This window comes from Arthrobacter sp. SRS-W-1-2016 (assembly GCF_002009585.1).
GTDB lineage: Bacteria > Actinomycetota > Actinomycetes > Actinomycetales > Micrococcaceae > Arthrobacter > Arthrobacter bambusae_A.
Genome location: NZ_MTPV01000040.1, coordinates 14776 through 41248, shown reverse-complemented (window position 1 = coordinate 41248; position 26473 = coordinate 14776). Strand labels below are relative to the sequence as shown.

General features: G+C 65.2%; 23 protein-coding genes and 1 pseudogene. 13 read left to right on the top strand and 11 right to left on the bottom strand.

Translation table 11 applies throughout. From position 1 onward, the window contains the following. Window positions 1-3 precede the first annotated feature (3 nt). A complete protein-coding gene (locus BMF89_RS09970) occupies window positions 4-1032 on the bottom strand; it encodes a PHP domain-containing protein (RefSeq protein WP_078106934.1) in 1029 nt (342 codons plus the stop codon). Between the two features lie 271 nt (window positions 1033-1303). Between BMF89_RS09970 and malQ the strand changes: the two genes are divergently transcribed. Beyond that, a complete protein-coding gene (gene malQ, locus BMF89_RS09965) occupies window positions 1304-3442 on the top strand; it encodes a 4-alpha-glucanotransferase (protein WP_253190780.1) in 2139 nt (712 codons plus the stop codon). 75 nt (window positions 3443-3517) lie between these two features. Here malQ and BMF89_RS09960 read toward each other — a convergent pair whose 3' ends face one another. Genes BMF89_RS09960 through BMF89_RS09940 form a run of 5 tightly spaced genes read right to left on the bottom strand, consistent with a single transcriptional unit; the run spans window position 3518 to window position 8293 of the window. Further along, a complete protein-coding gene (locus tag BMF89_RS09960) occupies window positions 3518-4588 on the bottom strand; it encodes a beta-propeller fold lactonase family protein (protein ID WP_171983452.1) in 1071 nt (356 codons plus the stop codon). Window positions 4589-4595: 7 nt separating this feature from the next. After that, on the bottom strand, window positions 4596-5426 hold the full coding sequence (locus BMF89_RS09955; protein ID WP_078106933.1) for an aldo/keto reductase: 831 nt from the start codon (window positions 5424-5426) through the stop codon (window positions 4596-4598). A 19-nt stretch (window positions 5427-5445) separates the two neighbouring features. Then, on the bottom strand, window positions 5446-6453 hold the full coding sequence (locus BMF89_RS09950) for an SDR family oxidoreductase (protein ID WP_078106932.1): 1008 nt from the start codon (window positions 6451-6453) through the stop codon (window positions 5446-5448). Beyond that, window positions 6447-7418: an aldo/keto reductase gene (locus tag BMF89_RS09945; protein ID WP_078106931.1), complete on the bottom strand. Its 972-nt coding sequence runs from the start codon at window positions 7416-7418 to the stop codon at window positions 6447-6449. Before BMF89_RS09945 ends, BMF89_RS09950 begins: the two co-directional genes overlap by 7 nt. A 29-nt stretch (window positions 7419-7447) precedes the next feature. After that, window positions 7448-8293, bottom strand: coding sequence for an aldo/keto reductase (locus tag BMF89_RS09940; protein WP_078106930.1), 846 nt, complete (start codon window positions 8291-8293; stop codon window positions 7448-7450). 164 nt (window positions 8294-8457) lie between these two features. On the opposite strand from BMF89_RS09940, the gene BMF89_RS09935 reads away from it, so the two are divergent. From BMF89_RS09935 to BMF89_RS09925, 3 genes are all read left to right on the top strand, one after another. Then, entirely contained in the window at window positions 8458-9360 is a 903-nt protein-coding gene (locus BMF89_RS09935; protein ID WP_078106929.1) for a helix-turn-helix transcriptional regulator, read from the top strand. Between the two features lie 144 nt (window positions 9361-9504). Beyond that, window positions 9505-9708 (top strand): hypothetical protein, encoded by a 204-nt coding sequence (locus BMF89_RS09930; RefSeq protein WP_078106928.1) that lies wholly within the window; start codon window positions 9505-9507, stop codon window positions 9706-9708. Then, window positions 9705-9977, top strand: a complete 273-nt coding sequence (locus BMF89_RS09925) for a hypothetical protein (RefSeq protein WP_078106927.1) — start codon at window positions 9705-9707, stop codon at window positions 9975-9977. The genes BMF89_RS09930 and BMF89_RS09925 overlap by 4 nt, the downstream gene beginning before the upstream one ends. Before the next feature lie 98 nt (window positions 9978-10075). On the opposite strand, the gene BMF89_RS09920 is transcribed toward BMF89_RS09925, so the two are convergent. From BMF89_RS09920 to BMF89_RS09910, 3 genes are all read right to left on the bottom strand, one after another. Next, window positions 10076-10285, bottom strand: coding sequence for a dodecin (locus tag BMF89_RS09920; RefSeq protein WP_059388369.1), 210 nt, complete (start codon window positions 10283-10285; stop codon window positions 10076-10078). Between the two features lie 381 nt (window positions 10286-10666). Further along, complete coding sequence (locus BMF89_RS09915; protein WP_078106926.1) at window positions 10667-11368, bottom strand: FadR/GntR family transcriptional regulator; 702 nt, start codon at window positions 11366-11368, stop codon at window positions 10667-10669. Window positions 11369-11396: 28 nt separating this feature from the next. Beyond that, the gene (locus BMF89_RS09910) at window positions 11397-12215 is read right to left on the bottom strand and encodes an alpha/beta hydrolase (RefSeq protein WP_078106925.1); all 819 of its coding nucleotides are present in this window, start codon (window positions 12213-12215) and stop codon (window positions 11397-11399) included. A gap of 119 nt (window positions 12216-12334) precedes the next feature. Here BMF89_RS09910 and BMF89_RS09905 point away from each other — a divergent pair, with 119 nt between their 5' ends. From BMF89_RS09905 to BMF89_RS09885, 5 genes and pseudogenes are all read left to right on the top strand, one after another. Next, window positions 12335-13837 carry a four-carbon acid sugar kinase family protein gene (locus BMF89_RS09905; RefSeq protein ID WP_078106924.1) on the top strand — a complete coding sequence of 501 codons (1503 nt, stop codon included), beginning with the start codon at window positions 12335-12337 and terminating at the stop codon, window positions 13835-13837. 24 nt (window positions 13838-13861) lie between these two features. After that, on the top strand, window positions 13862-14761 hold the full coding sequence (locus tag BMF89_RS09900) for an NAD(P)-dependent oxidoreductase (protein ID WP_078106923.1): 900 nt from the start codon (window positions 13862-13864) through the stop codon (window positions 14759-14761). Between the two features lie 100 nt (window positions 14762-14861). Continuing rightward, on the top strand, window positions 14862-16328 hold the full coding sequence (locus BMF89_RS09895; RefSeq protein WP_078106922.1) for a GntP family transporter: 1467 nt from the start codon (window positions 14862-14864) through the stop codon (window positions 16326-16328). Further along, window positions 16328-17187: pseudogene (locus BMF89_RS09890) on the top strand (class II fructose-bisphosphate aldolase). The gene BMF89_RS09895 and the pseudogene BMF89_RS09890 overlap by 1 nt, the downstream one beginning before the upstream one ends. Before the next feature lie 46 nt (window positions 17188-17233). Further along, on the top strand, window positions 17234-17626 hold the full coding sequence (locus BMF89_RS09885; protein WP_078106921.1) for a DUF1304 domain-containing protein: 393 nt from the start codon (window positions 17234-17236) through the stop codon (window positions 17624-17626). A gap of 50 nt (window positions 17627-17676) precedes the next feature. On the opposite strand, the gene BMF89_RS09880 is transcribed toward BMF89_RS09885, so the two are convergent. Together BMF89_RS09880 and BMF89_RS09875 are read right to left on the bottom strand one after the other, a co-directional pair. Continuing rightward, window positions 17677-20472 carry an aminotransferase class I/II-fold pyridoxal phosphate-dependent enzyme gene (locus BMF89_RS09880; protein ID WP_078106973.1) on the bottom strand — a complete coding sequence of 932 codons (2796 nt, stop codon included), beginning with the start codon at window positions 20470-20472 and terminating at the stop codon, window positions 17677-17679. Window positions 20473-20808: 336 nt separating this feature from the next. Then, complete coding sequence (locus tag BMF89_RS09875) at window positions 20809-21810, bottom strand: Lrp/AsnC family transcriptional regulator (RefSeq protein WP_078106920.1); 1002 nt, start codon at window positions 21808-21810, stop codon at window positions 20809-20811. Window positions 21811-21941: 131 nt separating this feature from the next. On the opposite strand from BMF89_RS09875, the gene BMF89_RS09870 reads away from it, so the two are divergent. The 4 genes from BMF89_RS09870 (at window position 21942) to BMF89_RS09855 (ending at window position 26405) form a co-directional block, all read left to right on the top strand. Beyond that, window positions 21942-23363 (top strand): MFS transporter, encoded by a 1422-nt coding sequence (locus BMF89_RS09870; RefSeq protein ID WP_078106919.1) that lies wholly within the window; start codon window positions 21942-21944, stop codon window positions 23361-23363. Next, a complete protein-coding gene (locus BMF89_RS09865; protein WP_078106918.1) occupies window positions 23360-24562 on the top strand; it encodes a M20 family metallopeptidase in 1203 nt (400 codons plus the stop codon). The genes BMF89_RS09870 and BMF89_RS09865 overlap by 4 nt, the downstream gene beginning before the upstream one ends. 143 nt (window positions 24563-24705) lie before the next feature. Then, the gene (locus tag BMF89_RS09860) at window positions 24706-26052 is read left to right on the top strand and encodes an acyltransferase (RefSeq protein WP_078106917.1); all 1347 of its coding nucleotides are present in this window, start codon (window positions 24706-24708) and stop codon (window positions 26050-26052) included. Next, a complete protein-coding gene (locus BMF89_RS09855; protein WP_078106916.1) occupies window positions 26049-26405 on the top strand; it encodes a GNAT family N-acetyltransferase in 357 nt (118 codons plus the stop codon). The genes BMF89_RS09860 and BMF89_RS09855 overlap by 4 nt, the downstream gene beginning before the upstream one ends. Window positions 26406-26473: the final 68 nt, after the last annotated feature.

The window sequence follows — 26473 nt, the reverse complement described above, 5'->3', positions numbered from 1 at the left end:
GGGCTATGGCTTGGGCTGGAGCCACTCCAGAAGCCGATCCAACGGCCACGTCGTAACGATGCGATCGCTGGGTACGCCGTTGGCTTCCGCGCGCTCGGCACCGTATTGCAGGAAATCGAGCTGGCCCGGGGCATGCGCGTCACTGTCGATGCTGAAAAGGCAGCCGGCGTCGAGGGCAATACGAATCAATTCGTCCGGCGGGTCCTGGCGTTCGGGCCTCGAGTTGATCTCGACGGCGACTGAGTGTTCCGCGCACGACGCGAATATTTTTTCTGCGTCGAACCCCGATGGGGGCCGTGTTCCTCGTGATCCTTTGACCAAGCGGCCGGTGCAGTGACCAAGGACGTTCGCATAGGGGTTTTCGATGGCGGCGAGCATGCGTCGAGTCATCGACCGTTTGTCTGATCGGAGCTTCGAGTGGACACTGGCCACCACAACGTCGAGTTGGCTCAGCAGTTCCGCGGACTGATCCAGCTGGCCGTCTTCAAGAATGTCCACTTCGATGCCGGTTAATAGCCGAAACCCAGGCTCCTGGCCGTACCGCTCGTTGATTCCATCCACGACCGTGAGCTGCTCCATCAAACGCTCGGGGCTGAGTCCGTTGGCGATCGTGAGGTTGGGTGAGTGATCGGTCAGGGCGAGATATTCCCGTCCGAGAATATGAGCAGCATCGGCCATGGCCTCGATCGCTGAACCGCCATCCGACCAGTTGCTGTGGCTATGCAAATCGCCCCTCAGCTTGGCGTGCAGTTCATGTCCGCCGTCGACCAAAGGTTCGGCCCCTCGGCGGCGGAGGTTCTCAAGGTAGTCCGGAACGGCGCCGCTCAAGGCCTGGCTGATGACTTCGAAGGTGCGGCTGCCGATTCCCTTGGTTCGCTTGAGGCGGCCATCCATGAGTCGGGCAGTAAGTTCCTCCCGGCTCAGTCCGGCGATGATGCCCGCAGCGCGCCGGAACGCCTGGACCTTGAAGCTGTCCGCGAGTTCCCGTTCCAGCCAGAAGGCGGTTTCGTTGAGCGCGTCGATGGCGTCCATGGCTCAATCATGTACCACGATGCGCCCAGACGTATGTGAGCGAGGGTTTGGGTTTGGGGGCGTATAGGTGAGCGAGGGTTGCGGGTGGGGCGTCATGCTGCCGGAATTAGTGGGACGGCCCGCACCGCCCTGCAATAATCGGAACCAGTTGCCTCGCTTGAGTTGCACGCGGGGCGGTATGCACGTTCGGACGAATCACATCGCAGACGAGGCGGACATGACCAACACCCCCATCCAGCAGGACACCGACACCACGGCGATGCCAACCGCTATGAACCCCGCCATTGACGAGGACCTGCTTCACCGGCTCGCGGATGCTCACGGCGTCGGGACGTCGTTCCATGGCTGGGATGGGCTGCAACACGACGTTTCGCCCACCACGTTGATTCAAGTGCTGGGCGCCCTCGGGGTTACGGCCCATTCCAACGAGCAGATCGAGGCGGCCCTCGTGGACGCAGAAGTGGCGCCGTGGCGGCGGATGCTGCCGCCCGCCGTCGTCGTCCAAGAGGGAACGACCGCGGCTGTGCACGTCCATGTCCGCGACGGTTCGCCGGCCCGGCTGTCGATCTCGCTCGAGGACGGAACGGAACGCGCCGCCATCCAACAGGAGGACTGGGCGCCCTCGCGCGACGTGGATGGAGTGCCCACAGGCCGCGCCACGTTTGAGGTGCCCGCCGGGTTGCCGCTCGGCTGGCACTCGCTCACGGCCGAGTCCGACGGCGTGACGGCCACCGCCGCGCTGGCCGTGGTTCCAGCCAGGTTGCAGACGGCAGCACAGCTGGAGGAACGGCGCGGATGGGGACTCGCCACGCAGCTGTACTCGGTGCGCTCGAAGCGCTCATGGGGTATCGGGGACTTCGCGGACTTGGCTGATCTGGCGTCCTTGGCCGGGGCGCGCGGTGCCGACTACATCCTGGTGAATCCGCTGCACGCCGCGGATCCTGTGCCTCCGGTACAAGCGTCGCCGTATTCTCCGTCCACCAGGCGGTTCTTCAACCCCATTTATATTCGCATTGAAGAAATTCCCGAATTGGCATATGTAAAGCCCCGCAAGCGCGCCACGGTGGACCGGTTGTTGGATGACGTCCACGCGCTCAACAAGGACGCGGAACGGCTGGACCGGGACCAGATCTTCGCCGCGAAGCTCGCTGCACTGGAACTCCTCCACACCGTCAAGCTTTCTCCTGCCCGGCAGCGCGCCTTCGAGGAGTTCTGCCGGGAGTCCGGTGCGGGCCTGGACGATTTCGCCCTTTGGTGCGCCATCCGCGAGGACCGCTCGCCGGACGACCCCTTCTGGCAGGAACCCGAGGCCACCCTTGGCTCGCCCGAGGTTGAGGCGATGCGGCAGGCCTTGGCAGATCGGATCGATTTCCACCGTTGGCTCCAGTGGATCTGCGATGAGCAACTCGAGTCGGCCCAGGCCGCCGCGAAGCGATCCGGCATGCGGTTGGGAGTCGTGCACGATCTCGCCGTCGGGGCGGACCTGAGCAGCGCCGACGCCTGGACCCTGCGCAGCAGCTTCGCGCCGGGTGTCAGCGTGGGCGCACCGCCGGACATGTACAACCAGCTCGGCCAGAACTGGAGCCAGCCGCCATGGCACCCGGTCCGCTTGGCTGAGGCGGGCTACGCGCCGCTGCGCGCGATGCTCTCCACCGTGCTCCGCCATGCCGGCGGAATCCGTGTGGACCACATCCTGGGGCTGTTCCGTTTGTGGTGGGTGCCCGCCGGCAACTCCGCCCGCGACGGCGCCTACGTCCGCTATGACCACGAGGCCCTCATCGGCATCCTCGCTTTGGAGGCGCACCGCGCGGGCGCGGTGGTCATCGGCGAAGACTTGGGCGTTTTCGAGCCATGGGTGCGGGACTACCTTGCGGCCCGCGGCATCCTGGGCACGTCGATCCTCTGGTTCGAGTACGACGGCGACTCGCCCCTCCCGCCCGAACGTTACCGGACGAGGGCCCTCGCAAGCGTCAACACCCACGACCTTCCGCCGACTGCCGGGTACCTCGCCGGCGATCACGTGGAACTCCGGAGCAAACTGGGCTTGCTCGAACGAAGCGTGGCCGAGGAACGGGCCGAGCACGAGGCCGGCCTGGACAAGATGATGGGGTTGCTGCAGGAAAGGGGCCTCTTGCCGGCCGACGGAAAAGCGCTTGGCGAAGAGCAAGTCATTGAGGCGCTCCACCGCCTGCTGGCCCTCGCGCCCTCAGTCCTGTTGGGCGTTGCGTTGGTGGATGCCGTGGGCGAGAGGCGCGTGCAGAACCAGCCGGGAACGACGTCGGAGGTCTACCCCAACTGGCAAGTGCCGCTGGCCGACGACCACGGCCGCGCGGTACTGATTGATGACCTTGATGCCAACCCGCGGTTCAACTCCCTGCTGGCCGCCGTGGACGAGGCTGTACGGGGTTAGGCAACGCGTCGAGGCGTGAGATCTCGCCTCTTTCGGGTCGCGAAAACGCCGAGATCTCACGTCTGGACGAGCCAGCTACAGAGCCGGGACCAAAGCAGTGGGTGAACCTACGCTCAGCTGCTCGAGGACTTCGCCCGGGATGCCCGTGGCACGGTCCAAAGCCAAGGTTGTGACTTGGTTGGATCGCTCGTGTGCCACGTGGAGCCAGCCGTCGCGGACCAGGTGGTGTCGGGGCCAGTCACCACCACTGGGCACGTCCGCCACGGGCCGGAGCCGGGTTCCGCTGCCTTCGACGGCGAGTACCGAGATCCGGTTCGAGCCGCGGATGCCCGTGTAGACGAAGCGATTGTCCGGGGACAGTGCGATTTCCGCGGCTGCGTCGCCGTCCGCGGCTCCACCCGCCGTCGCAGGACCGCGATGGTGGAGCGCAAAGCGACCATCCCCGCCGGGCAAGAGCACTGCGACCTCGATGGAATATTCGGTCAGGACGAACACGGCGTCGGCAGAGGGGTGCTGGACCAAGTGCCGCGGACCGCTGCCCATGGGGAGGGCCACCTGGTGGTCTGGGAGCAGGCCGCTGTCCGGGAAGTAGTTCCACACGCGCACAAGGTCGAATCCGAGATCGGTGGTCATGATCCGGCCGTCCTCGAGCATGAGGCTTGCGTGGGCGCGGCTCACCCGGGGACCGCCCGTGGCGATGTCGATCCCGCCGTCGACGCCTGCGTGCGGGTCCTTCGCCGGCGGTGAGGCAAAGCGCGAGGTGATGCCGCCGTCGTCGTCGAGCCCGTACAGCAGCACGTTGCCGTCGCCCCAACAGTTGACCACGATGAAACGGGCGGAAGGGTCGACGGCGACGTGGCAGGCCGCAGCTCCGGCCGGCCAAGCGTCGCCCAAAGGCTCAAGGCCGAACGGCCCGGTCCGCCGGTACGCCCGGACCGTCTCGGCTGCTTCGGCTACCGCGTAGACCACCGGCAGCGTGGGGTGAACGGCAAGGAACGACGGCGACGGTGCGTCGACGGCGGTGCCCAGCCAACTCAGGTTGCCACCTTCCCGGGCCGAAACCGCCCCAATGCCCGTTCCGTTCCCGCTGCTGTCCGCGGTGTAAGCGCCTGCCCAGATGAGCGTTCCGTCGATGTCCTCTGCCATGCCGTCCTCAGTGTCCCTGTACGTCCGAGTCGACTCCGGCATCGGCACCCGCGTCCAAAGTAGCGATCGCGGACAGATCGTCGTGATCCAAAGCGAAGTCGAAAACGTCCAGGTTTTCCTTCATGCGCAGCGGATTGGAGGACTTCGGGATGGCCACGAGCCCTTCCTGGACGTGCCAGCGCAGCACCACCTGACCCGGCGTCTTTCCGTGTTTTTTCCCGATTGCGGACAAGACCGGGGCGTTCAGGAGATCGCGGCCGGCGCCCAACGGACTATACGATTCCGTGGCGATGCCATGGCTGCCATTGAATGCCCGCTCGTTGATCCGGGTAATGGACGGCGAGATCTGGATTTGGTTGACGGCGGGCACCACCGATGTTTCCTCGAGAAGCCGCTCGAGGTGCGAGGGCTTGAAGTTGGACACGCCGATCGATCGCACCTTCCCCTCAGCCTGGAGCCGCTCGAAAGTCTCCCAAGTGGACACGAATTCATTCCGTTGGGGGAGCGGCCAATGGATCAACAAGAGGTCCACGTAGTCCAGTCCGAGCCGTTTGAGGGATCCCTCGAGCCCCTCGACGGCGCGATCGCGGCCTTGATGCGTGCCGTCCAGTTTGGTGGTGATGAACAGTTCCTCGCGCGGGAGGCCGCAGTCCCGCACGCCCTGCCCGACGCCGGCCTCGTTACCGTAGCGGTACGCCGTGTCGACGTGCCGGTAGCCAAGCTCGACGGCGGACACCACCGCCGTGGCGACCTGGGCGTCGTCGAGCGGCCAGGTTCCGAGGCCGATCTGCGGGATGGCATTACCGTCATTGAGCCTGACGGTCGGAGCAAGTGCCATGGTCCTGTCCTTTCGGTTGCTAGATCTGCCTCCGCGCCCATTGGACCAGTTGATCGCTGAGTTTCATGAAGTCCTGGTCCACGTGCTTGATGCCTGGATGTTCATCATGCCACCGGACGATCTCCCGTGCGCCCGCGGCGAAGGGAATTTCTGCCCGATACCAGGGCACCAAGGTCTTGATCTTGGTGTTGTCGAAGACCACGGAATGCGACCTGTCCCCGAGAAGCCCGGGGCCAAGCTCCGGGGAGTGCGCGGCAATGGTATCCGAGGCGATGTGCACCAGTTCGGGTTCCGGCGCCCCTGCCGCGGTGGCGAAGAGCCGGTAGACCTGGTCCCATGGGAGTGCCTCGTCCGAGGTAATGGTATAGCTTTCACCCACAGCCTGCGGCCGGCCAAGGAGACCAACGAAAGCGACAGCGAAGTCATCCGCATGGGTGAGGGTCCACAGCGAGGTACCGTCGCCGTGGACTACCACAGGTAGGCCTTCCCGCATCCGATGGATGTCCGTCCAGCCGCCCAGAAGGGCGATCCGCGTGCGGTCATAAGTGTGCGAGGGCCGAACGATGGTGACGGGGAATCCCTCGTCGCGGTAGGCCCGGACGAGCAGGTCTTCGCAGGCGATCTTGTCCTGCGAGTACTTCCAGAACGGGTTCCTGAGCGGGGTCGACTCGAGGATCGGCAAGTGTGCGGGCGGCTTCTGGTAGGCCGACGCTGAACTGATGAACACGTACTGGCCGGTCCGGCCGCGGAACAACTCCACGGCGGTGGCCACATGGTCCGGCGTGAAGGAGATGAAGTCCGCGACGACGTCGAACTCGCGGCCGCTCAGCACCTCCGCCACCTCGGCGGGGTTGCGGATATCTGCCTGGAGCAGTTCCGTGCCCGGGGGAGCCGGCCGTTCCGAGCTCAGTCCGCGATTGAGAATGGTGAGCCGGTGGCCCAGCGCGACGGCGCGCTCCGCCGCCGCCGCGCTGATGGTCCCGGTCCCGCCGATGAACAGCAGGCGCAACGGTGCCGACGTCACCACGCGTAGTCCTCGGGCGCCGTCCGGTGGCCCGGGAAGATGTCGTCGAGCCGCTTGAGGGCATCGGCGTCGAGGGTGACATCCAAAGCCCTGATGGCGGCATCCAGTTGCTCTTGCGTACGTGGACCCACGATCGGTGCGGTCACGGCCGGTTGGTGCAGCAACCAGGCCAAGCCGACGTCGCCGGGTTCCTGGCCGAGATCGTCGGCGAAGTCCTCGTACTGGCGGATCTGGTCTTCGTGCTTCTTCAGCGTTTCGGCCGCGCGGCCCTCAAGGCGACGGACGCCGTCGCGCTCCTTCTTCAGCACGCCGCCCAGAAGGCCGCCGTGTAGAGGCGACCACGGGATCAACCCGAGGCCGTATTGCTGGGCGGCCGGGATGACTTCCAGTTCGACGTTCCGCGTGAGCAGGTTGTAGATCGACTGCTCGCTCACGAGTCCGTTGTAGCTGCGCCGTGCGGCAGCCTCCTGGGCCTGGGCGATATGCCAGCCAGCGAAGTTGCTGCTTCCGGAGTACAGGATCTTGCCCTGCTGCACAGCAACCTCGATGGCCTGCCAGATCTCGTCCCACGGCGTGTTCCGGTCCACGTGATGGAACTGGTAGACGTCGATGTAGTCCGTCTGAAGGCGCTTGAGGCTTGCGTCCAAGGCGCGCCGGATGTTGAGGGCGGAGAGCTTGGACTCGTTGGGGCGGTCCGTCATGGTTCCGTAGAGCTTGGTGGCCAGGACGACGCGCTCGCGGCGCTCGCCGCCCTTGGCGAACCAGCGGCCCAGGATTTCCTCGGTCCATCCCCGGTGCTGCGTGCCGCCGTAGACGTTGGCGGTGTCGAAAAAGTTGATGCCGGAGTCCAGCGCGGAATCCATGATGGAGTGCGCTGCCGATTCCTCGGTCTGAGGGCCGAAGTTCATGGTTCCGAGGCACAGGCGGGAGACGCTGAGGCCTGAGCGGCCCAAGTGGGTGTACTGCATGGTTTAGGTTTCCTTACGCTGTGGTGGGTTTACATCTGGCTGAAGGACGCGACGGCGGGGTCGGCGCCGAGGCGGGCACCGCCGTCGAGCGCGCTGATGGCCGCCAATTCCTCGGGGGAAAGCTGCAGCGCCGCCGCCGCGAGGTTCTGGCGGATCCGTTCCGGGTGGACGGACTTGGGAATGACGATGTTGCCCGTTCCGAGGTGCCAGGCCAGCACGATCTGGGCCGGGGTGGCATCGTGCGCTTCGGCAAGCTCGGTGACTGTTGCCGACCCAAGGTCTGCTCCCTGCCCCAGCGGGCTGTAGGCCTCGACGGCGATTCCGTAGGAGCGGCTCTTCGCGGCCAGTTCCCGCTGTTGGAAGGTCGGGTGCAGTTCGATCTGGTTGACGGCGGGAACGACGTCTGCCGATGCCAGGAGAGTATCGAGGTGTTCGGGCAGGAAGTTGGACACGCCGATTGCCCGGGCGCCGCCGTCGGCATGGATCTTTTCCAGGGCCTTCCACGCGTCCACGAACAGGCCCTGGGACGGCACGGGCCAGTGGATCAGGTAGAGGTCGATGACGTCGAGGCCGAGTTCGCGGCGGCTGTGGTTGAATGCCGCCGCGGCACGGCCTTGCTCGCCATTGCGGAGTTTGGTGGTGATGAAGAGTTCTTCCCGGGCGATGCCCGAAGCCTTGATTGCCGCGCCGACGCCGGCTTCGTTCCGGTAGGCCGCGGCGGTGTCGATGTGCCGGTACCCGGCTTCAAGGGCGTCCTCGACGGCCTTCTGGGTCTCGGCAGGCGGGACCTGGAAGACGCCGAAGCCGAGCTGGGGGATGGTGACCGAGTTATTCAGGACGAGCCCGGGAACGGTGGAATTCTGAGCGTTGGACATGTCCGGCCCTTTCGTCGCTGGTGGGTGGATTGCCTGGCTGGCTTTTTCGAGCCTATGCAGTTTCGGCACAACAAGCAGTAGTTTTGACGCCCCCTGTTTTTCCTAGGACTCGCAGTCCTACCTTGGCCGTAGAAACAGGGCCCTCCGGAAGGAAGAATAGGGACATGGGTCAAAGCGCCGAGTTTGGAAAGTTCCTCAAAGCCATGCGTGCCCGGATGTCGCCGGAGGATGCAGGGTTGCCGGAAGCGTCCGGCGCGCGCCGGGTTCCCGGGCTGCGCAGGGAAGAGATTGCGCGCTTGGCCGACGTCAGCACGGACTACTACACGCGGCTCGAACAGGGACGCCACATTCATCCGTCCCGGGCAGTCCTTGAATCGGTGTCGAGGGCACTTCGCCTGGATTCAAGCGAGCACACCCACATGATGGACCTGCTGGAGCACTGCGCGTCGACTGCCAAGGTGCCGACTCCCGCACCACGGGTGCGGCCGGCCTTGCGCCAACTTCTGGACGCCGTGGGCGACGTTCCGGCGCTTTTGCTTGGTCGGCGCAGCGACGTGCTCGGAGCCAATCGCATGGCAGTCCTGTTGTTTGCCGACTTCCCGTCCATGCCGCCCGCTGAGCGGAACCTCACGCGGTGGCTGATCCTGGACCCCCACGCACGCGAACTGTTCCGGGACTGGAAGACGGTCGCCGCAGAAGCCGCCGGTTCCCTGCGGGCGGATACCGGGCGGCACCCCGACGACCCCCAAGCCAACCAGCTCGTAGGCGAACTGGCCGTGAACAGCGAACATTTCCGTCAATGGTGGGCAGGGCATCGAGTCGCGGCACGTTCGGCTGGCACGGTCCGCCTGCACCACCCCACGGTGGGGGACCTGGAACTGAACTTCGAGAACCTGGCCCTGCCGGAGGACCCGGACCAGGTCTTGCGGGTCTACTCCGCGAAGGCGGGTTCGCCGTCGGACGATGCCCTGAAGTTGCTGGGCAGTTTCGGTGCTGGAACGGCGTTTGGTGCGGGAACGACGACGAGCGCGGAGCTGTCCGAACGCCACGCTATGGACGAGAGCTGAACGGGTTCAGTCAAAAGTGCTCCACGTCACTGTGCTGCTGCATAGTGAATTGGTGTGATTTTGTCTATGTGCCCATTGGGCGGCTTTTGAATCGCGTTTACGCTGAATCCAGACCTTTTCGCATATCAAGGATGGAATTCAACGATGAAACGCATCGCGCTGCTGAGGGAGCGGGCAACCACCGGGTCCGCGGGATCCACGGGCTCGCATTGCCCGGCATCCGGCCAGTGGAGCCCCGAAGGTGAACCCCATGTGGTGCACACGTTCTTCGAAGGCCACGTCTTCCCGGCCCACAACGGTGCGGCAACGGTGTGGCACCGCCAGTACTTGGTCGCCGAGTCCCGATGAGCCCCGAAACCTTGGGCGCTTGGGGCCCAAGCCACTTCACGACGTCGGCGCAACGGCCCGTGGGAGCGGCACTGCGCCTGCCGCCGTCGAAATGGTCGGAACTCAGCCGCGGCGAAACCGTCTGGATCCACGAGGACAAATGGGGTTTCGACGCCGGCCTTGTGGACGAAGTTTCTTCCGACCACGAATTCCTATGGATCGATTTTGCCGGCCGTGGCCGGCGACTCCTCTGTGGCGGTGACCCCGTCCAAGTCTGGACCCGCGGGTGAGTCCAGCCTCGCAACCGATGGCCGTCAGCCTTTCCACAGAAAGGCTGACGGCCATCGTCGTTTGTTGAGGGTTGCGTGCGGCTTAACGCTCGAGGTTTCTAGCGTTCGAGGCGGAAGCCGAGCTTGATGGTTACCTGCCAGTCGGCAACGGCGCCCTCGCTGAGGTGGCCGCGGATTTCCTTGACCTCGAACCAGTCGAGGTTCCGGAGGGTCTGGCTCGCAGCCGCGATTCCGTTCCTGATGGCGGCGTCGACGCCCTCGGACGAGGTTCCAACAATTTCGGAAACGCTATATGTGTGGTCAGCCATTCTTGCTCCTCATGATCGTCCTTGATGCCTGAACTGCGGGCCTGGCAGGCCGTGAAAGCAGACTAGCGGACGCGGGGCCGGGGGACTAGGGGTGGCGCCGTCCCCTCCCGACGCTCGCTCACCTATGGGGCCCTTTCCGCGGACGCTCGCTCACCTATGGTGCCGGATGGCCAAACGCTCGCTCACCTATGAGGCCTTTCGGCGTAACGCTCGCTCACCTGATCTGAGCGAGCGTCCGTGGAAATGGCCGGTACATGGGAGCGGGCGTTCGGGAATTGACCCGTATAGGTGAGCGGGGGTCCACCCACAACCGTTGATAGGTGAGCGGGCGTCCGGGAAATGGCCCGGATATGTGAGCGAGCGTCCCAGGGGGTCGCCGGCCTAAGCCTCCAGGACGTACGTCCTGAGGTCGTCGAGGGTCTGCTGCATATGTGCGTCCATGGCTTCCCGGGCTCGGGGCGAGTCTCCGGCTTCGAGGGCCTTCAGGATGGCCCGGTGATGTCCGATCGCGTGCCGCTGGATATCCGGGATTTGCGACGTCTGGGTTCGCCGGGCTTCCAGGACGCGGTGCAAAGGTTCGAAAAGCACGGCCACGAAGACGTTGCCGGAAGCATGGAGGATGACATCGTGGAAGCCCAGGTCCGCCTCGACGAACGCGCCCACATCATTCGAATCATGGGCCTTCTGCATGGCGGACACGTGAACCTGCAGTTGGTCGATTTCCTCGGGGGAGATCCGTGACGCGGCGAGTTCGCAGGCGCCGGTCTCGAGCATGCGGCGCAGCTCGATGAGCTGGACGGACGCTGCTGCGTCGTTCTTGCCTTCCGACGCCGCACGCAACACGGCTTCGAGGGACGCCCAGCGGTTGAGCGGGTTGACGAATGTTCCCCGGCCGCGCTCCACGCTGAGGATTCGCTGGGCCTCGAGCGTCTTCATGGCCTCGCGGACAGTCATGCGGCTGACTTCATGCTTGGCGCTCAGTTCGAGTTCGCCGGGAACCACCGTGCCCGGCGGAAATTCGCCCGCGACGATGCGGTCCAGCAGCTCGTCAGCGACGACGCCGACCAGCGACTTGCGTGCCATGGTGCTCCGTTCCTAGATGTCTGACATCTTACGCTGGCGGTTGCCGGCTTTCGTTCCAAAACGCGCCGAGCGCCAGGGCGCAAGCGCGCGGTTGCTCCCAATGCACGCTATGTCCGGCGTCGGGGACTGCCGCGAGCCTCCGTAGCGGACTGGCCGCCACGAAAGCTTCCGCTTGGTCCAGCGAACGTAATCGGTCCCCGACGCCGGCAATCACCAGCGTCGGCGCAGTCACCCTTTCGGGGACATCTGCGGCCACGCCGGCCATCGCCGCGAGGCCGCTCGGGCCAAGGACCTCGAAAGGTAGGTCAAATCCTTGGCTCAACAAACGATGGTCCTCCGGGGACAGCGCCCTGAACCAGGCCTTCATGCACTTGGCGCGCGTCGCGCCGTCAACGAAACCTTGCCGTAGTTGGGATTCGAGCATCGATTTGAAGTCTTCGTTTGGCGGGGCCGGGACCATACCGATCAAGGCCACGCTGGCCACGAGCTCCGGATACGCGGCCGCTAGAGTCAGCGCCACGCTTCCGCCCATCGAGTGGCCCGCAATGTGGACCGGCGAGGCGTTCCGGGCAGCAACGGCAGCGACAGAATCGGCCGCTGATTCCAGGGTCCACCGGAAGCCCGGAGGTAATACGTCTCCTGGGTGATACCCGGGTAGATCGACGATCCAGACGCTTCGTCCGGCGTCGAGCAATTCGGTGGCTAGTGCCTCCCAATAGCCGGATGTCGAGGCCCAGCCGTGCAGCAAGAGAACGGGAGGCTCGGGCCGAAAATCCGTGCTGGCGGCGGCCGTTGGAATGCGCATGTCCACGTGCAGTGCCGCGGCGGCGGGAGGCTCTTGAAGCATGCGCCAAGCATAGTGACGACTGACACTTGCACAGCCGAAAGGGGGTGTGTCACACTAGCATTCAAATATTAGATGTCTGACATCTTACATTTACCTTCAAAACCACGATGGAGTGCATAGTGACCCTTGAAGCCGATGTTCTGGCCGCCTTCCCGGCCGAAGTCCAGATCCCCGCGCAGCTGGTTGCCGACGCCGTAGCAGCGTCTTCCGCAGCCTCGCCCCGCGTCCTGGTAGTACTCGACGACGACCCCACCGGCACCCAGTCAGTGGCCAACTTGCCGGTACTCACCCGCTGGGAGGTTGTCGATTTCGAATGGGCGTTCGCTCACATTGTGGAGAGCCGGTCCCAGCCCGCGGTCTACGTGCTGACCAACACGCGCAGCCTGGACCCGGTTGAGGCCGCTGCCCGCAACGAGGAAATCGTGCGCAACGCCCTTGCCGCAGCTGGCGACGATGTGCGCCTGGGGTTCGTCAGCCGCTCCGACTCCACCCTCCGCGGCCACTACCCGCTGGAACCGGACGTCATTGCAGCCACGATTGCCGACGTGACCGGCGAAGCGACCGACGGCGTCGTAATGGTCCCGGCGTTTCCCGACGCCGGTCGCGTCACCATTGGCGGTGTGCACTACATGCGCGGTACCGGGCACGACGCCGGCAAGCTCACCCCGGTTGCCGAGACCGAGTTCGCCAAGGATGCGAGCTTCGGATTCGCCAACTCGGAGATGGCCAAATATGTGGAGGAAAAGTCGCAGGGCCGCTTCCCGGCCGGGGACGTGATCGTCCTCGACCTGAACATCATCCGGGCCGGTGCAGCTGCCGCTAATGGATCCGGCGGAGATCCCGAGCTCTCCGCCAAGGCAATCGCCGACGCAATCGAGCCCGCCGCGAACTCCGCGCCAATTGTCGCTGACATCGTCACCGAGAATGACCTCCGCGCGCTGGCCCTCGGGCTGGAAGAGGCCGGGCGCCGCGGCAAGAAGCTGCTCTACCGCGTAGGGCCGCCCTTCGTCCGAGGCCGGATCGGTCAGGAAATCCGCGAGGCACTCAGCGGCGAGGAAGCCTACGAAGGCAACACTCCATCGACAACCGGTGGCTTGATCGTCGTTGGCTCTCACGTCGGCCTCACCACGCGCCAGCTCAACGTCCTGACCGCCCGGCACAGCGCTGCCCGGATCATCGAGATCGACGTCGAGACGCTTCTCGCTAGCGGCGCGGAAGCCTACCTCGACGAAATGGTCGCCGCCGTCGTCCACGCCCTCCACGCGGGCGACGTCATCCTCCACACAAGCCGCCTGCTCATCAAGACCGAGGACGCCGCCGCGAGCCTGAAGATTGCCCGCACCGTCTCTGCCGCCGTCGTCGCGATCGTGAACCGGACGCTCAAGACCTTCCCGCCGCGCTTCGTCATCGCCAAGGGCGGCATCACGTCCTCGGACGTGGCCGCGCACGGCCTGGAAATCCGCCACGCGATTGTCCGCGGCCCGATGCTGCCCGGCATCGTCTCGCTGTGGGAACCGGTGGACGGACCCGCGAAGGGCATCCCGTACGTCGTCTTCGCCGGCAATGTGGGCGACGACGAATCCCTGGCGCAAGTAACCCGCAAACTCAGCAGCACCTTCTGACCCCCGCATTCAATGGAGAACATCATGACCAGCAACTACACCGTCGCCGTCCTCGGCTTGGGCGCCATGGGCCTGCCGATGGCTACCCGCCTGGCAACCCGGCTCACCGTCCACGGCTTCGACATCGCCGAACCGCGTCTGAAGCTCGCCGCCGACGCCGGGATCCGCACCTTCGCTTCGGCCCGTGAAGCTTCGGAAGGCGCCGACGCCCTGCTCCTTGCCGTGCGCAACGGCGAACAACTCAACGAGGTTCTCTTCGGCGAGAACGGCGTTGCCTCGGTACTGAAGCCGGGCGCTGTCGTGATCCTCGGCAGTACGGTCGGCACCGAAGCCATTCCGGCCACGGTTGCGCGCCTGGCCGAATACGGCGTCGAACTCGTCGACGCACCGCTCTCCGGCGGCCCCAAGCGTGCGGGGGAAGGCGACCTCCTGATCGTGGTAGGCGCAACGCCGGCTGCCCAGGAAATGGCCCGACCCGCGCTGGAACTGTTGGCCTCCACGCTAAGCATCGTGGGGGACAAGCCCGGCGACGGCCAGGCACTCAAGACTGTCAACCAGCTGCTGTGCGGCGTGCACATCGCCGCTGCCGCCGAGGCCATGGCACTCGCGGACGCCCTCGGACTGGACCAGGCGAAGACCCTCGCGGCCCTGGAGGCAGGTGCGGCCGGCTCGTTCATGCTGTCCAACCGCGGCCCCCGCATCCTCGAGGCATACAACGAGGAAGGCGCCGAGGTCCTCAGCCGTTTGGACATCTTCGTCAAGGACATGGGCATCGTCGGCAAGGCCACGCGCGCCGCCGGGCTGGCCGCACCGGTTGCCGCCGCTGCCGAACAGCTCTACCTCCTCGGCCAGGCCCAGGGCCTCGCCGCCGCCGACGACTCCGCCGTCATCAAGGTCGTCGCGCCCACCAGGCGTACCAACTAACCCCTCGAACAACGTGCGACGACGGCGGTCCCCCGCCGCCCTCGTCGCCTCTCTTGCCGGACTCGAGTCGAGGCCGGCATTGTCAAAGGAGACACCCCCGATGAATCCCTTCATCAATACCTTGGCGGTCCGGGCAGCTGATGCCCCTGCCATCAAGCCGGCCGTGGACCTTGGGACCCCGCTGCTGCTGACCATCGCCGTTGCCGGCGTCGCACTCTTGCTGTTGATGATCATCCGCTTCAAGATCCAGGCCTTCGTGGCATTGCTGGCCGTGAGCGTCCTGGTTGCCGTCGCCGCGCAGATCCCCTTGGCGGACGTCTTCACCGTGGTGGCCAACGGTGTGGGCGGAACCATGGGCAAGGTCGCATTGCTGATTGCCCTCGGCGCCGTATTGGGCCGCATGATCGAGGTGTCGGGAGGCGTCCAATCGCTGGCCAACCACTTCACCGCGAAGCTCGGCGCCAAGCGGGTCGCCGTAGCCCTGACCGCCGTCGGCTTCCTCGTTGCCATTCCGGTGTTCTTCGAAGTAGGCATCATCGTCCTGGTGCCGATCGTCTACGCCTTCGCGAAGATCGCCAAGCTGCACCCCATCAAGTTCGGCCTTCCCATGGCCGGCATCATGCTCTCCATCCACGTCGCGGTTCCTCCCCACCCGGGCATTGTTGCCGGGGCAGGCGTCATGGGTGCCGACATCGGACTCATCGCGATGATTTCACTGATCATCTGCGTACCGCTGGGTTTCCTGTCCTACTGGGTCGCCAGCATCATGAACCGCAAGGACTACGAATTGCTTCCGGGCGTCCGTGACCAGATTGAAGAATTCGGCTCCGATTCCCTCGTGCGGGTGGGCCACGACGGTCCCGGTGCCAGCGCAGTCGCCCCGCCGCGTCCGGGCCTGATCATGTTCCTCATCGCCGCCCCGATCGTCCAGATCCTGCTCGGCACAGCCGGTACCCTCCTGATCAACAAGAAGGACTACTGGTACGGGGTCGCATCTTTCGTGGGCAACCCGTTCTTCGCCTTGTTGGTGGCCGTTGCGCTCGCTTTCTTCCTGCTGGCAGTCCGCCGCCAGTGGTCGCTCAAGGAAACCGGCGAGATCTTCGAAGGCGCGTTGCCTCCCATCGCCTCCATCCTGATGGTGGTGGCTGCCGGCGGCGTGTTCGGCGGCGTCCTGCAGGTCTCCGGCATCGGGGCCGCGCTGTCCCAGACGCTGGACTCCCTGGGCGTACCGATCATCCTGCTCGGTTTCATCATCTCCCTGGCCTTGCGCGCCGCCCAGGGTTCGGCCACGGTTGCCATCGTCACCACCACCGGCCTGCTCTCGGCTGCCGTGGCGCACGGCGGTTACACGCCGGCGCAGATCGCCGTGATCGTGATCGCGATCGGCTTCGGCGGACTGGGCCTGTCGCACGTGACCGACGCCGGTTTCTGGGTGGTAGTGCGCTACTACGGCCTCACGGTGTCCGACGGGCTCAAGACCTGGACCGTGCTCACGACCATCCTCGGCATCGCCGGCTTCCTGCTCAGCTATGTCGCCTGGATCCTGGTGGGAGGCCTGGCCCACTGATGCGTGTACGCCTTGACGATCTTGTAGGCTCCGCACTGGAGCGAGGGACAGCGGTCCCGGCCTTCACCTGCTACGACTTCACCACTGCACTGGCTGTGGTGGCTGCAGCCGAGGAGTCAGGCCGCGGCATCATCTTGCTGGTCGCGCCGAAGACAGCGGCCGCCCCGTTCGGCTTGCGGCTCATCACCGCCCTGCGAGCCTTGGCCGACGACGCCAGCGTGCCGGTCTCGGTCCAGTTGGACCACGCCTCGGACCTGGACGTCATCCGTAATTCCGTGGCCGCCGGTGCCGATGCCGTCCTCGCCGACGGCTCGTCCCTCCCCTTTGAGGAGAACATCGCCCTGGTCCGCAGAGTCCGCGCCGCACTGGACGCTCAAGGTGCCTCCGACGTCGTGATTGAGGCCGAACTTGGCGGGCTTGCCGGTGACGAAGACAAGGCTTTCGGTGCCTCGGCAGGCGTCCACCCGCAGGCCTGACGGATCCCGGCCAGGTGCAGGAATTCGTCTCGCGCACCGGCGCACAGTTGCTGGCCGTGGCTGTCGGAAATGCTCATGGCCGTTACACCGGCGAGCCCAAGCTGCACTGGGACGTGCTGGAGGCCATTGCCTCGCGCACGGAGCTTCCGCTTGTGCTCCACGGCGCGTCGGGCATCCCCGCTGCGGACCTCGTCAAGGCCACGTTCATGCGGGTGGGCAAGGTGAACTTCAACACCGAGCTCCGGACCGGCATCCTCGCCACCCTCGAGTCCGAGACCACCGCTCACCGGGCCGACGGCGAGAACCTCCAGGGCCTGCTGGGGCGCTGGAGTTCCTCGGCGTCGACGTTCGCGGGAGCAACGCTGGACATGCTCAGCCGCTAGGCGCGGCTGGCGAACCCACGTAACGCAGGGAGGCTACGATCAGCACATGATCGTGGCCTCCCTGATTTTCGCCCTCATTGCCGGCTTGTTGCACGTCTACATCTTCAGCATGGAGTCCATCACGTGGACCCGTCCGGCCACGTGGAAGCGGTTCAGCGTCGCCTCCCAGTCCGATGCCGAAACCACCAAGCCCCTCGCGTACAACCAGGGTTTCTACAACCTCTTCCTCGCCATCGGGGCGCTCGCCGGGATCGTCTTTGTCGTGCTTGGTCATCCGCAGGTGGGCTGGACCCTCGTCTTCAGTTCGTGCGGCTCCATGCTGCTGGCGGCAATTGTGCTTGCCTTGAGCGGCAAAAAGTACCTCCGCCCCGCGGTTCTTCAGGGCACGACGCCGCTACTCGCCGTCGTGCTCGGCATCCTGGCCGTGGCGCTCGGCTAAGGCGGAACCCTCGCTCACGTATGTGGGCTTTACCCCCGACGCTCGCTCACTTATGCAGGCTTTTGGCGTGACGCCAGCTCACCCGTCAAAACCCTGAACCCCAGTTCCGGATTGAAGCCGTGGATTTCCCGGGTGTCCAACGCCGACATGAAGGCCAGGATCTCCTCAGTGATCACCTGCCCGGGAACCAAGACAGGGAATCCGGGCGGATAGGGGGTGACGAAGGACGCAGACACTATTTCCTCTCCCGCGGCGACCCTCCGCGCAAGTTCGGCCGCGCTGAAGTATTCGCAGGATCCGGCCTTGTAGCTCTCGAAGTAGGCCGCACGCATGTTGCCGTCCGGCGTTTGCGCATCTGCCCGGAACCGTTCGGCGAAGCGGCTGAAGTCCGGCAAGGGCGGCGGTGTGCTGGTCAGCGCCGCGACACGCGCATGGCGTGCCCGCTGCCCCAAGCCGCTCAGGCCGGATTGCTCGTCTTCGAAGGTTTCGGCCAGCTTGACCAGGACCTCGACGAGGTAAGCAACGGCACTCCGCGAGGTGCCGATGTTGGTCATGAAAAGCACGCTGTTCCTTGAGGTTTTGTTGACCTGGATCCCGTACTTGTCCATCAGGTAGTCGTGCTTGAAGGTATCGCCGTCCACGCCGGTGAGGCCGATGTGCAGGGTCAAACGGCTCGGATCAACAACGAATTCGTCGCGATCCCAAGCTTCGGACATGGCCGCCAGGCCGTCGCGGAGCGGCATTTGCCGGTTGGTTTCGCGGTACGCCGCTGGTATGAGGTCCTTGGTGCCGAGGACGCGGAAGTACTTCTTCAGCAAGGGATGCCTCGCCACGGCCTGGGCGATGCTAACGGCGAGATCCGCCTGCCGCTGCACGAGCTCGTAGCCTTCGAACTCGACCTGCCTCCGTCCCATGTCCAAGGAAGCCAGGATCTGGTAGTTGGGCGAAGTGGAGGTGTGCGTCATGTACGCCTCCCGGAAGCTCTCCTCGTTCAACTGGCCGAAGTCCTGGTCATGGATGTGGATCATGGATCCCTGCCGGAGCGAGGTCAGGGTCTTGTGGGTGGACTGCGTTGAGTAGACCCTCACGCGGGCCCTTGCCGGATCGGCCAGCAGCCTTGTCTTCAGGAGCAGCTCATCGTTGACGGGCCCGACGCCGGAACGCGGCCCGCCGTCGTCGGGCTCGCCGCCGCCGTCGTAACCGGAGTTGGCCGCCCCGCCCGCCGCCGCAAGCGAGCGCAACTGCTCGGCGCGGCGCCGGGCGTAGGCCGGATCCGCGAACTTCGCCTCCAGTGCCCGGGCCGAAGCCATGGCTGCACGGCGGCGGTAGATGTGGTGGAAGCCCGCGAACGCGAACCAGGCCTCGTCCCACAGGAACACCAGGTCCGGCTTGATGGCGAGGCACTCTTCCATCACGCGTTCGACGTCGTACACAATGCCGTCGAACGTGCAGTTGGTGAGGGCAATCATCTTGACCTCGTGGAGCCGCCCTGCCCGGCGGTAATCCAGGAGCATCCGCTTGATGCTTTCCAAGGGAACCGCGCCATAGAAGGAGAAATCATTCAAGGGGTAGGCGTCCAAATAGGAGACCTGCGCGCCGGCCAGCATGAGGGCGTAGTGGTGCGATTTGTGGCAGTTCCGGTCCACCAGCACAACATCGCCGGGTGCCAGGATCGATTGGTGCACGATCTTGTTGGCAGTGGATGTTCCGTTGGTGACAAAGAGCGACTTCTGAGCACCGAATGCCCGGGCCGCCAGCTTCTGGGCCTGCTTGAGGGAACCATGCGGATCCAACAACGAGTCGAGCCCGCCGGACGTGGTCGAGGTTTCGGCGAGGAGCAGGTTCAGGCCATAGAACTCGCCAAGATCGTTGATCCACTTGGAATGGATGACCGATCCGCCCCTGGACACCGGCAGGGCATGGAAAACGCCCGCGGGTTTACGGCTGTACTGCTGGACCGCGTGGAAGAACGGCGCCTCATATCGCTCAGCGATGCCGGCGAGCAAGGACAAGTGGAGCTCCAGCCCATCCTGGCGACGGAAGATCCGACGGAATTGGCGGGTCAAGGAACCGGCGAGTTCTTCGATTCCGACCCCCGCCACGAGGTAGAGATCAAGTTCGGGGCGGAGTTGGCCCAGCTTCTCCGCCAAGCTCAAGATGCGGTCCAAGGGACGCTGGGGGAGCGACTTCCCCATGAACCGGTCCAGGAAGCTGCGCACATCCCGGCTGAAGCGCTGCCTGCTGTTGGGGACGAATCCCGGACGCAGCACGCACGCCTGGATGTCGGGGTTGAGCAGGATAGCCACGATGGCGTCCTCGAAGCTCGGCACGAACACGAGCTCGTAATTGAAGGCGTCTGCGGGGCGGCGCTGGCTATGCAGTTCCGTTTGAAGGGCTTCACGATCGGCGTTTGAGACGTCGTCGATTACGAGGACCTCGAACCGCTTGCGCGATTCGGCGGGTTCTTCCGCCCGTTCCGTTTCGCGTTCGGGGTCCTGTGCGGGTTCCTGGGCGTGGTGGTTGTGGCCGGCGACTCGTCGCGCGACCGGTTCGATGAGGTTCAGCGCCTCGAGGTATTCTCCAGCCTCCAGGATTCGCCGCAATTCCATGACATATTGCTGCCCCGGAGATGCCCAATACATTTCGAGGGATTCAAGCAGCGGCAACAACCTTCGGACGTCCCGCGGCAGTTCGCGCGTCCGGCCGGCGACGGTCCGCGAACCTGCAGAGAGCTGTTTGACGGCATACCCAAGGAATTCCCAGGCGTCGGCGCGCACCCGCCACGCGCTGCTGGGCACTTCGCCGCCGGGCCCGGAATCGTCGTCGGCGTTTGGCCTCGTCGCCAAGGCGAGGCCAAGCGATGCGCCGCCGGCAAGGACGGCTGGAGCGGGCGGAATGGGGGCTGACTGCACTGTCGCGAAATCGGCGCGTGCCACGATGACTCCTTTGTCATGGATTGATAGCACTCTCTACTAAACGCCGCGAGCCGTCCCGGCGCACGGCAATTGTCCGGGTTGCCGTCTGGGTGTCCAGATGGGATCCGGCCCCTCCGCTCATAGGTGAGCGAGGGTTGGATTTGGCGTTATAGGTGAGCGAGGGTTTGGGAAATGCCCGCCATACGTGAGCGGGCGTTGGGGGATTTGGCCCCATACGTGAGCGGGCGTTGGGGGCGGGGCGGGCAGCTATCCTTCACGCCACAGCGGCAACGGAACCACACTGCGGCTGCGTCCGGACTCGTCCAAGACGTGCCCGAGGCGTTTGTAGTTGCGGACAACGGCTTGCCGGGAGATCACGGTGCTCCCCGGCGCGCGCTCCGCCAGTTCGCGCTCGTGGCCCTGGACCTCCAGATAGTCGCGGACCCACAGCGTCACGAGCAGATTCTGGGCGCCCAGAACCTGGGCGCTGAGCCTGCAATTCGGCAGGGCCGCGAAATAGCGCCCGACGGCGTCAACATGGTGGGCGGGCACGTTCAGGATCAGACTGACTTCCCTTAATCCTTGTTGTGCGGAAACGGACGTATCGCACCTCAGCGTCATGTAGCCGGACGCGAGGAACCGCTCCACCCGCCGTCGTGCCGTTTGGGGAGAGACGCCGCAGGCTGCCCCCAGTTCCGCCCAACTGGCGCGTCCGTCCTTGGCCAGTTCCGCCAGGAGGGACGCGTCGAGCCGATCGGGCGCGTAGGCGGCCGGCGCGGGCAGGGGTTCTGCAGACATGAGCCGTGCCCGCACCGGTTCGAGGGTGCCGCTGCGCCAATCGGAAGCCTGCCGGTACAGCTTGGTGACGAAAACGACCTCCCGGTGCGTCACTCCGGGGAGGCCTGCGAAGGAGCCGGTCACGATATCCATGAGCTCTCCATGGCTTGAGGCGAAGCAGTCGATGAAGAGGTCGTGCGAGCCGGACACCAGCGACACGGTGCCGAATGCCGGCTCCCCGCACAGTCGCTGGACGAGGGCTTCGTTCTCGCTCGGCAGCGAAGAAAGACTGATGAACGCCGACCAGCCCGCACTCAGATAGCGCGGACCCGGGGCCGGGGTGATCCACGCCAGTCCCTGCTCAGCAAGGGCGTTCCAGCGGCGCGCGACCGTAGGCCCGGACAACCCCAGGACGTCCCCGATACGGCTCCAGTCCGCGCGGGGATTGATCTGCAGGGCATTGACGATTTCAAGATCAGTTTCGGAGATCATGGCTGATTCCTTCAAAATTCACGATTCTCAGACGATTTCAAACAAATTCCTAGCCAGTGTAGACGGCAGACCTAACGTTGTGACTCGCATCACCCGCTCGCATCCAAAGCCCCCACCACTCAAGGAAGCACATGGCAAGCAAGACAGCACCTCCAGCAACGGCGCCAGTCGCACGCCGGACCATCACGGGAATGATCGTGGCGATGGCCCTGATCGAATCGCTCAGCGGAGTCACCCAGGGTTACCTGAACCCGATCCTCCCCGCCTTGGGGCCGGCGTTTTCGATCGACGACCCCACCATCAACGGTATTTTCCTGATCTCGAACGTGGGCTTTGCCGTGCTCACGCCGATCATTTCGCGGCTCGGCGACAGCTACGGCTACCGGCTCGTCCTCCGCTGGTCGACGGCGGTCGTCGCGGCCGGCGTCACCATGATGGCGTTGTGGCCGTCGCTGTGGACGGTGACGATCGGCGTCGTCATGCTCACGTGCGTTGTCGGCTTCATTCCGCTCATGATGGGCATCTTGCGGGTGAGCAGCCCGGCGCAGACGCGCACTGGAGTCAGCGTGATGATCGGCATGCTCATGATCATGGTTGGTGCAGGCGGTCTGTTCGGCGGGATCATCGGCGTCGACGATCCCACCCTCGGATTCTGGGTAGCGGTGCCGTTCGCGGTCGTGGGGCTGCTTTGCTCCTTCGTCCTGCCCGACGCCGGAACCCCCACCCGCGAGGGACTCGCCCTGGTGCCGCTCATGGCATGTTCCCTCGGACTGATCGGCTTCGTAGTGGCACTTTCGATGGGCCCTGACTGGGGTTGGTTGGATGCCAAGACGCTCGGCTCCGGAATCTTCGGCCTCGCTCTGTTGGCCTATTGGGTGGTCCTGGACTCTCGAAACGTGAACGGTAAGCGCTTCATGGACCTGCGGATGCTTGCCATCCCGCGGATCCGGACGGTCTCGCTGACCACCTTCTTCTTCGGTTTCGCCTCCATCAGCTACTTCGGCACCAACGGGATCTTCCTGTATTCAAACCCGGACAAGACCGGCTACGGCTTCGCGCTGAGCCCTCTCATGATCGCCGTCGTCCTGGCCGCCGCATCGGTGCTGTCGCTGCTTTCCTCGCTTCTGACCTCAAAGGCCCTCAGACTGTTCGGCGAACGTGCCACCCTGGTATTCGCGGGCGTCCTGCTGGCGGGCGGCTTCGTGGTCATGGCAGCTGCGCACGGCTCCCTGGCCGGCTACTGCACCGGATTCGCCATGTTCAACCTCAGCCTTGGCATGTACCAGGCGGGGACCCGCGCACTGTCCGTTGAGGGCGTTCCGCTCGAGGAAACCTCGACGGCGGCCGGACTCAACGAGCTGGCGCTGTCCGTTGGCATCGCGGTGGGCGCCGCCGTCGTGAAGCTCATTTCCTCGTCTTCGGTCCAGTCCGGCCACATCAGCGAGGGCGGCCTCCTGTCGATCTGGATGGCGCTCGCCATCGCGGCCCTGATCGCGGCTGCGTCAGCAGCCCGTTACCCGAAGCGCCACGCAACCGCAGGAATCGCCGTATGAAAGCCGCCGCCTCGAATGCCGTGGCCCTGGAAACCGCAATCCCCGCCACTGCCTCCTCCACCGCCGTCGGGCGCTCCGTCTCTGCCGCGCTTGAGCGCTGGGAATCGGAAATCCTAGGCCTGAGCCACGCGATCCACGCTGATCCGGAGCTCAGCGGGCAGGAGTTCCGGGCAGCCAGGCGGGTTAGCCGGCTGCTCAGGAGCGCGGGCTTCAGCTTTGACGGTCCGCAGCCGATGCTCACCGCTTCCTTCAGTGCGAGGTTCGGGACGGGAGAGCTGGTGGTCGCGTTGTGCGTTGAGTACGACGCGTTGCCGACCATCGGGCACGCCTGCGGACACAACGTGAACGCCGCGTCTGCTGTGGGCGCTGCACTCGCGCTCGCTCCCGTCGCTGAAGAGCTGGGGATCACCGTCAAGGTCCTCGGCACCCCGGCAGAAGAGACGAGCGGCGGCAAGGTCGATCTCATTGGCGAGGGCTTCTTCGACGACGTATCCCTGGCGATGATGGCCCATGCCGGCGCCGAGGACGTCATCGGCGGCTCATCGTTGGCCATGGGCATGTGGGACGTGCTCTATGAAGGGCGCCCCGCGCATGCCGCGGCCGCTCCGTCCGAAGGGGTCAACGCCCTCGATGCGCTCGTGATTGCCCAGACAGCCGTCGCCTTGGCGCGGCAGCAACTTCCGCCCGGTTCGGTTGTTTCGTTGATCGTGACGGAGGGCGGGAGCGCCGTCAACGTCATACCGGAGAGGGCCCGCGCGAGCGTGGAAATGCGTTCGCCGAGCCTCAAGAACCTGCGAACCATAGAGGACCGCGTGAGGCGCTGCCTGGAAGCGGGCGCCCTTGCCAGCGGGAGCACACTCAAGGTCACGCCCACGGGCAATGCCTACGCAGAACTCAGGCAGGACCGATACCTTTCCGAGGCCTACCGGGAAGCGATGTCCGCCCGGGGGAGGGCTGTTGCGTTCAACGAAGATCCAGTAGCTTCCACGGATATGGGCAACGTCTCGCAACTGGTCCCAAGCATCCATCCGCTGCTCGGCTACGACGTGGGCGGGGCCGCCCACCACACCGCCGAGTTTGCTGCCCACGGCTCCTCCGCTTCCGCGGATCGTGCGGTTCTGGACGGCGCTTTCGGCCTGGCACTGGCGGCCTGCGCAGCGGCGGGCGATCCGCGGCAGCGGGAACGGCTGCTTCGCTAAACGCCGTGATCGTGGGTGCGGCTCCACAGCTGCGTACTGGCACGCAGCCCCCGGGCCGCACCCACGAATTCACACCCCCGCACGCTCTGGTTCCCGCCGTCGAGCGGGCGGACAATGATCTCAGCAGTTCACGAGGGAGCGCGATGGGATTCTCGGGGCAACAAAAGACGTCGGCGGGCATGGCCGCATTTGGCCGCCCACGTGATCCCGTGATCGATCTCGCCCGGTGCTTCTGCCTCATCCTGGTGGTGCTCTCGCACTGCATGATGGTCAGCCCGGTCCTGCACCCCGACGGCACCGTCACCACCGAAAACACGCTCATGGAACAGCACTGGTTCGAACCCGTCCTGTGGGTGTTCCAAGTGATGCCGCTGTTCTTCGTCCTCGGCGGCATCACGGGACTGGAGTCTTGGCGGCGGTTACGCTCGCGCGGCGGCTCCGGCATCGACTACGCGCAATTGCGGCTCTTGCGCCTCATCCGTCCGGCAACCGCGCTGCTGGCCTCAATGTTCGTAGGGCTGTGGGCCGCGAGGCTCCTCGGCGTCGACCCGGAGGTAGTCCAGCTCATCGCGACCGGCGCGGGCATGCCGTTGTGGTTCCTGGCCGCGTACCTCGCTACGCAATTGAGCGTTCCGGTGCTGGCCCGGCTGCATGGACATTCCCCGTGGTTGACCCTCGGCGGGCTCGTGGCGGCCGTGATCACCCTGGACTCGCTGCGTGGGGCGTTTCCGATGCTCGCCTTCGTCAACATGCTCTTTGTGTGGTGCGCGGTCCAGCAATTCGGCTTCTTCATTGCCGACGGCATCTTCGCTGGACGCAGCCGGGGCTGGTTCGTCGGGTTGATCGTCGGCAGCAACCTGCTGCTGGGGCTCGTGACCGGAATCGGTGTCTACTCCGGAAACATGATCGTGGACCTCAACCCGCCGAACTTCTGCATGCTTCTACTCGGCTTGTCCCAGGCGGCAACCCTGCAATTGCTGCGCCCCGGACTTGACTGGGCAGCTGGGGTGCGCTGGATCCGATGGGTAGTGGCGGTGGCGGGCCGGCGCTCCATGACGGTCTATCTGTGGCATTTGCCGCTACTCGCGGCCATGTCCGGGCTGCTTCTCCTCACCGACTTCCCCAAACCGGCGGCCGGTACCGCCGAATGGTGGTGGGCCCGCCCGCTGGTCCTGCTCGGCGTCCTCCTGCTTTTGCTTCCGGTCCTGCTCCTGTGCGGCAGGCTCGAAGAGCGCCCGACGGCGGCCATCCACGCGCGCGGCAGGACGCACGTCGCGGTGGTGACTGCCGCCGTCGTGGTCTTCATTCCGGTGGTGGACGCCGCCTTCAACGGACTCACGCTGACCCTCCTCGGCGGGGGAGCGGCGTGCTTCGCGCTGGGAGTGTTGTTGCTGGGACGGGTGCCGGCCGGTGTCCTTGCTGCGGCGGTTCCCGACGGGCCTGCGGTGCCATTGCCAGAGCCCGGTTTACGTGCGAATCTCGACTCATGACTGAGTTCACGGATTCAACCGAAGAGTCGTTCAGCCCGGGCGTGACAACGGTCAGGAATGACAAATTCCACCGCTACGAGCTTCTGGTTGACGGTGAAGTAGCCGTGATCTCACAGTTCATGGACAAACCCGGCCACATTGATTTCCTCCACACCGAAACGCGCCCGCAGTTCAAAGGCCGCGGGTTGGCCAAGGTCCTCGCGCACTTTGCCTTGGACGACGTCGTCGCCTCCGGCAAGCGGATCATCCCGCATTGCCCGTTCATTGCCGCCTATCTGCGCAAGCACGAGGGTTACGAGCTCGACGTCGATTGGCCGCCGGAACCGCCCGCAGGGGAACCGGACAACGAGTAACGGGCCCGCCTAGCGACTTTGGGCGGAGTGCTGGAACTATCGCTGCTTGTGGCGGCCCTTCGTAAGAT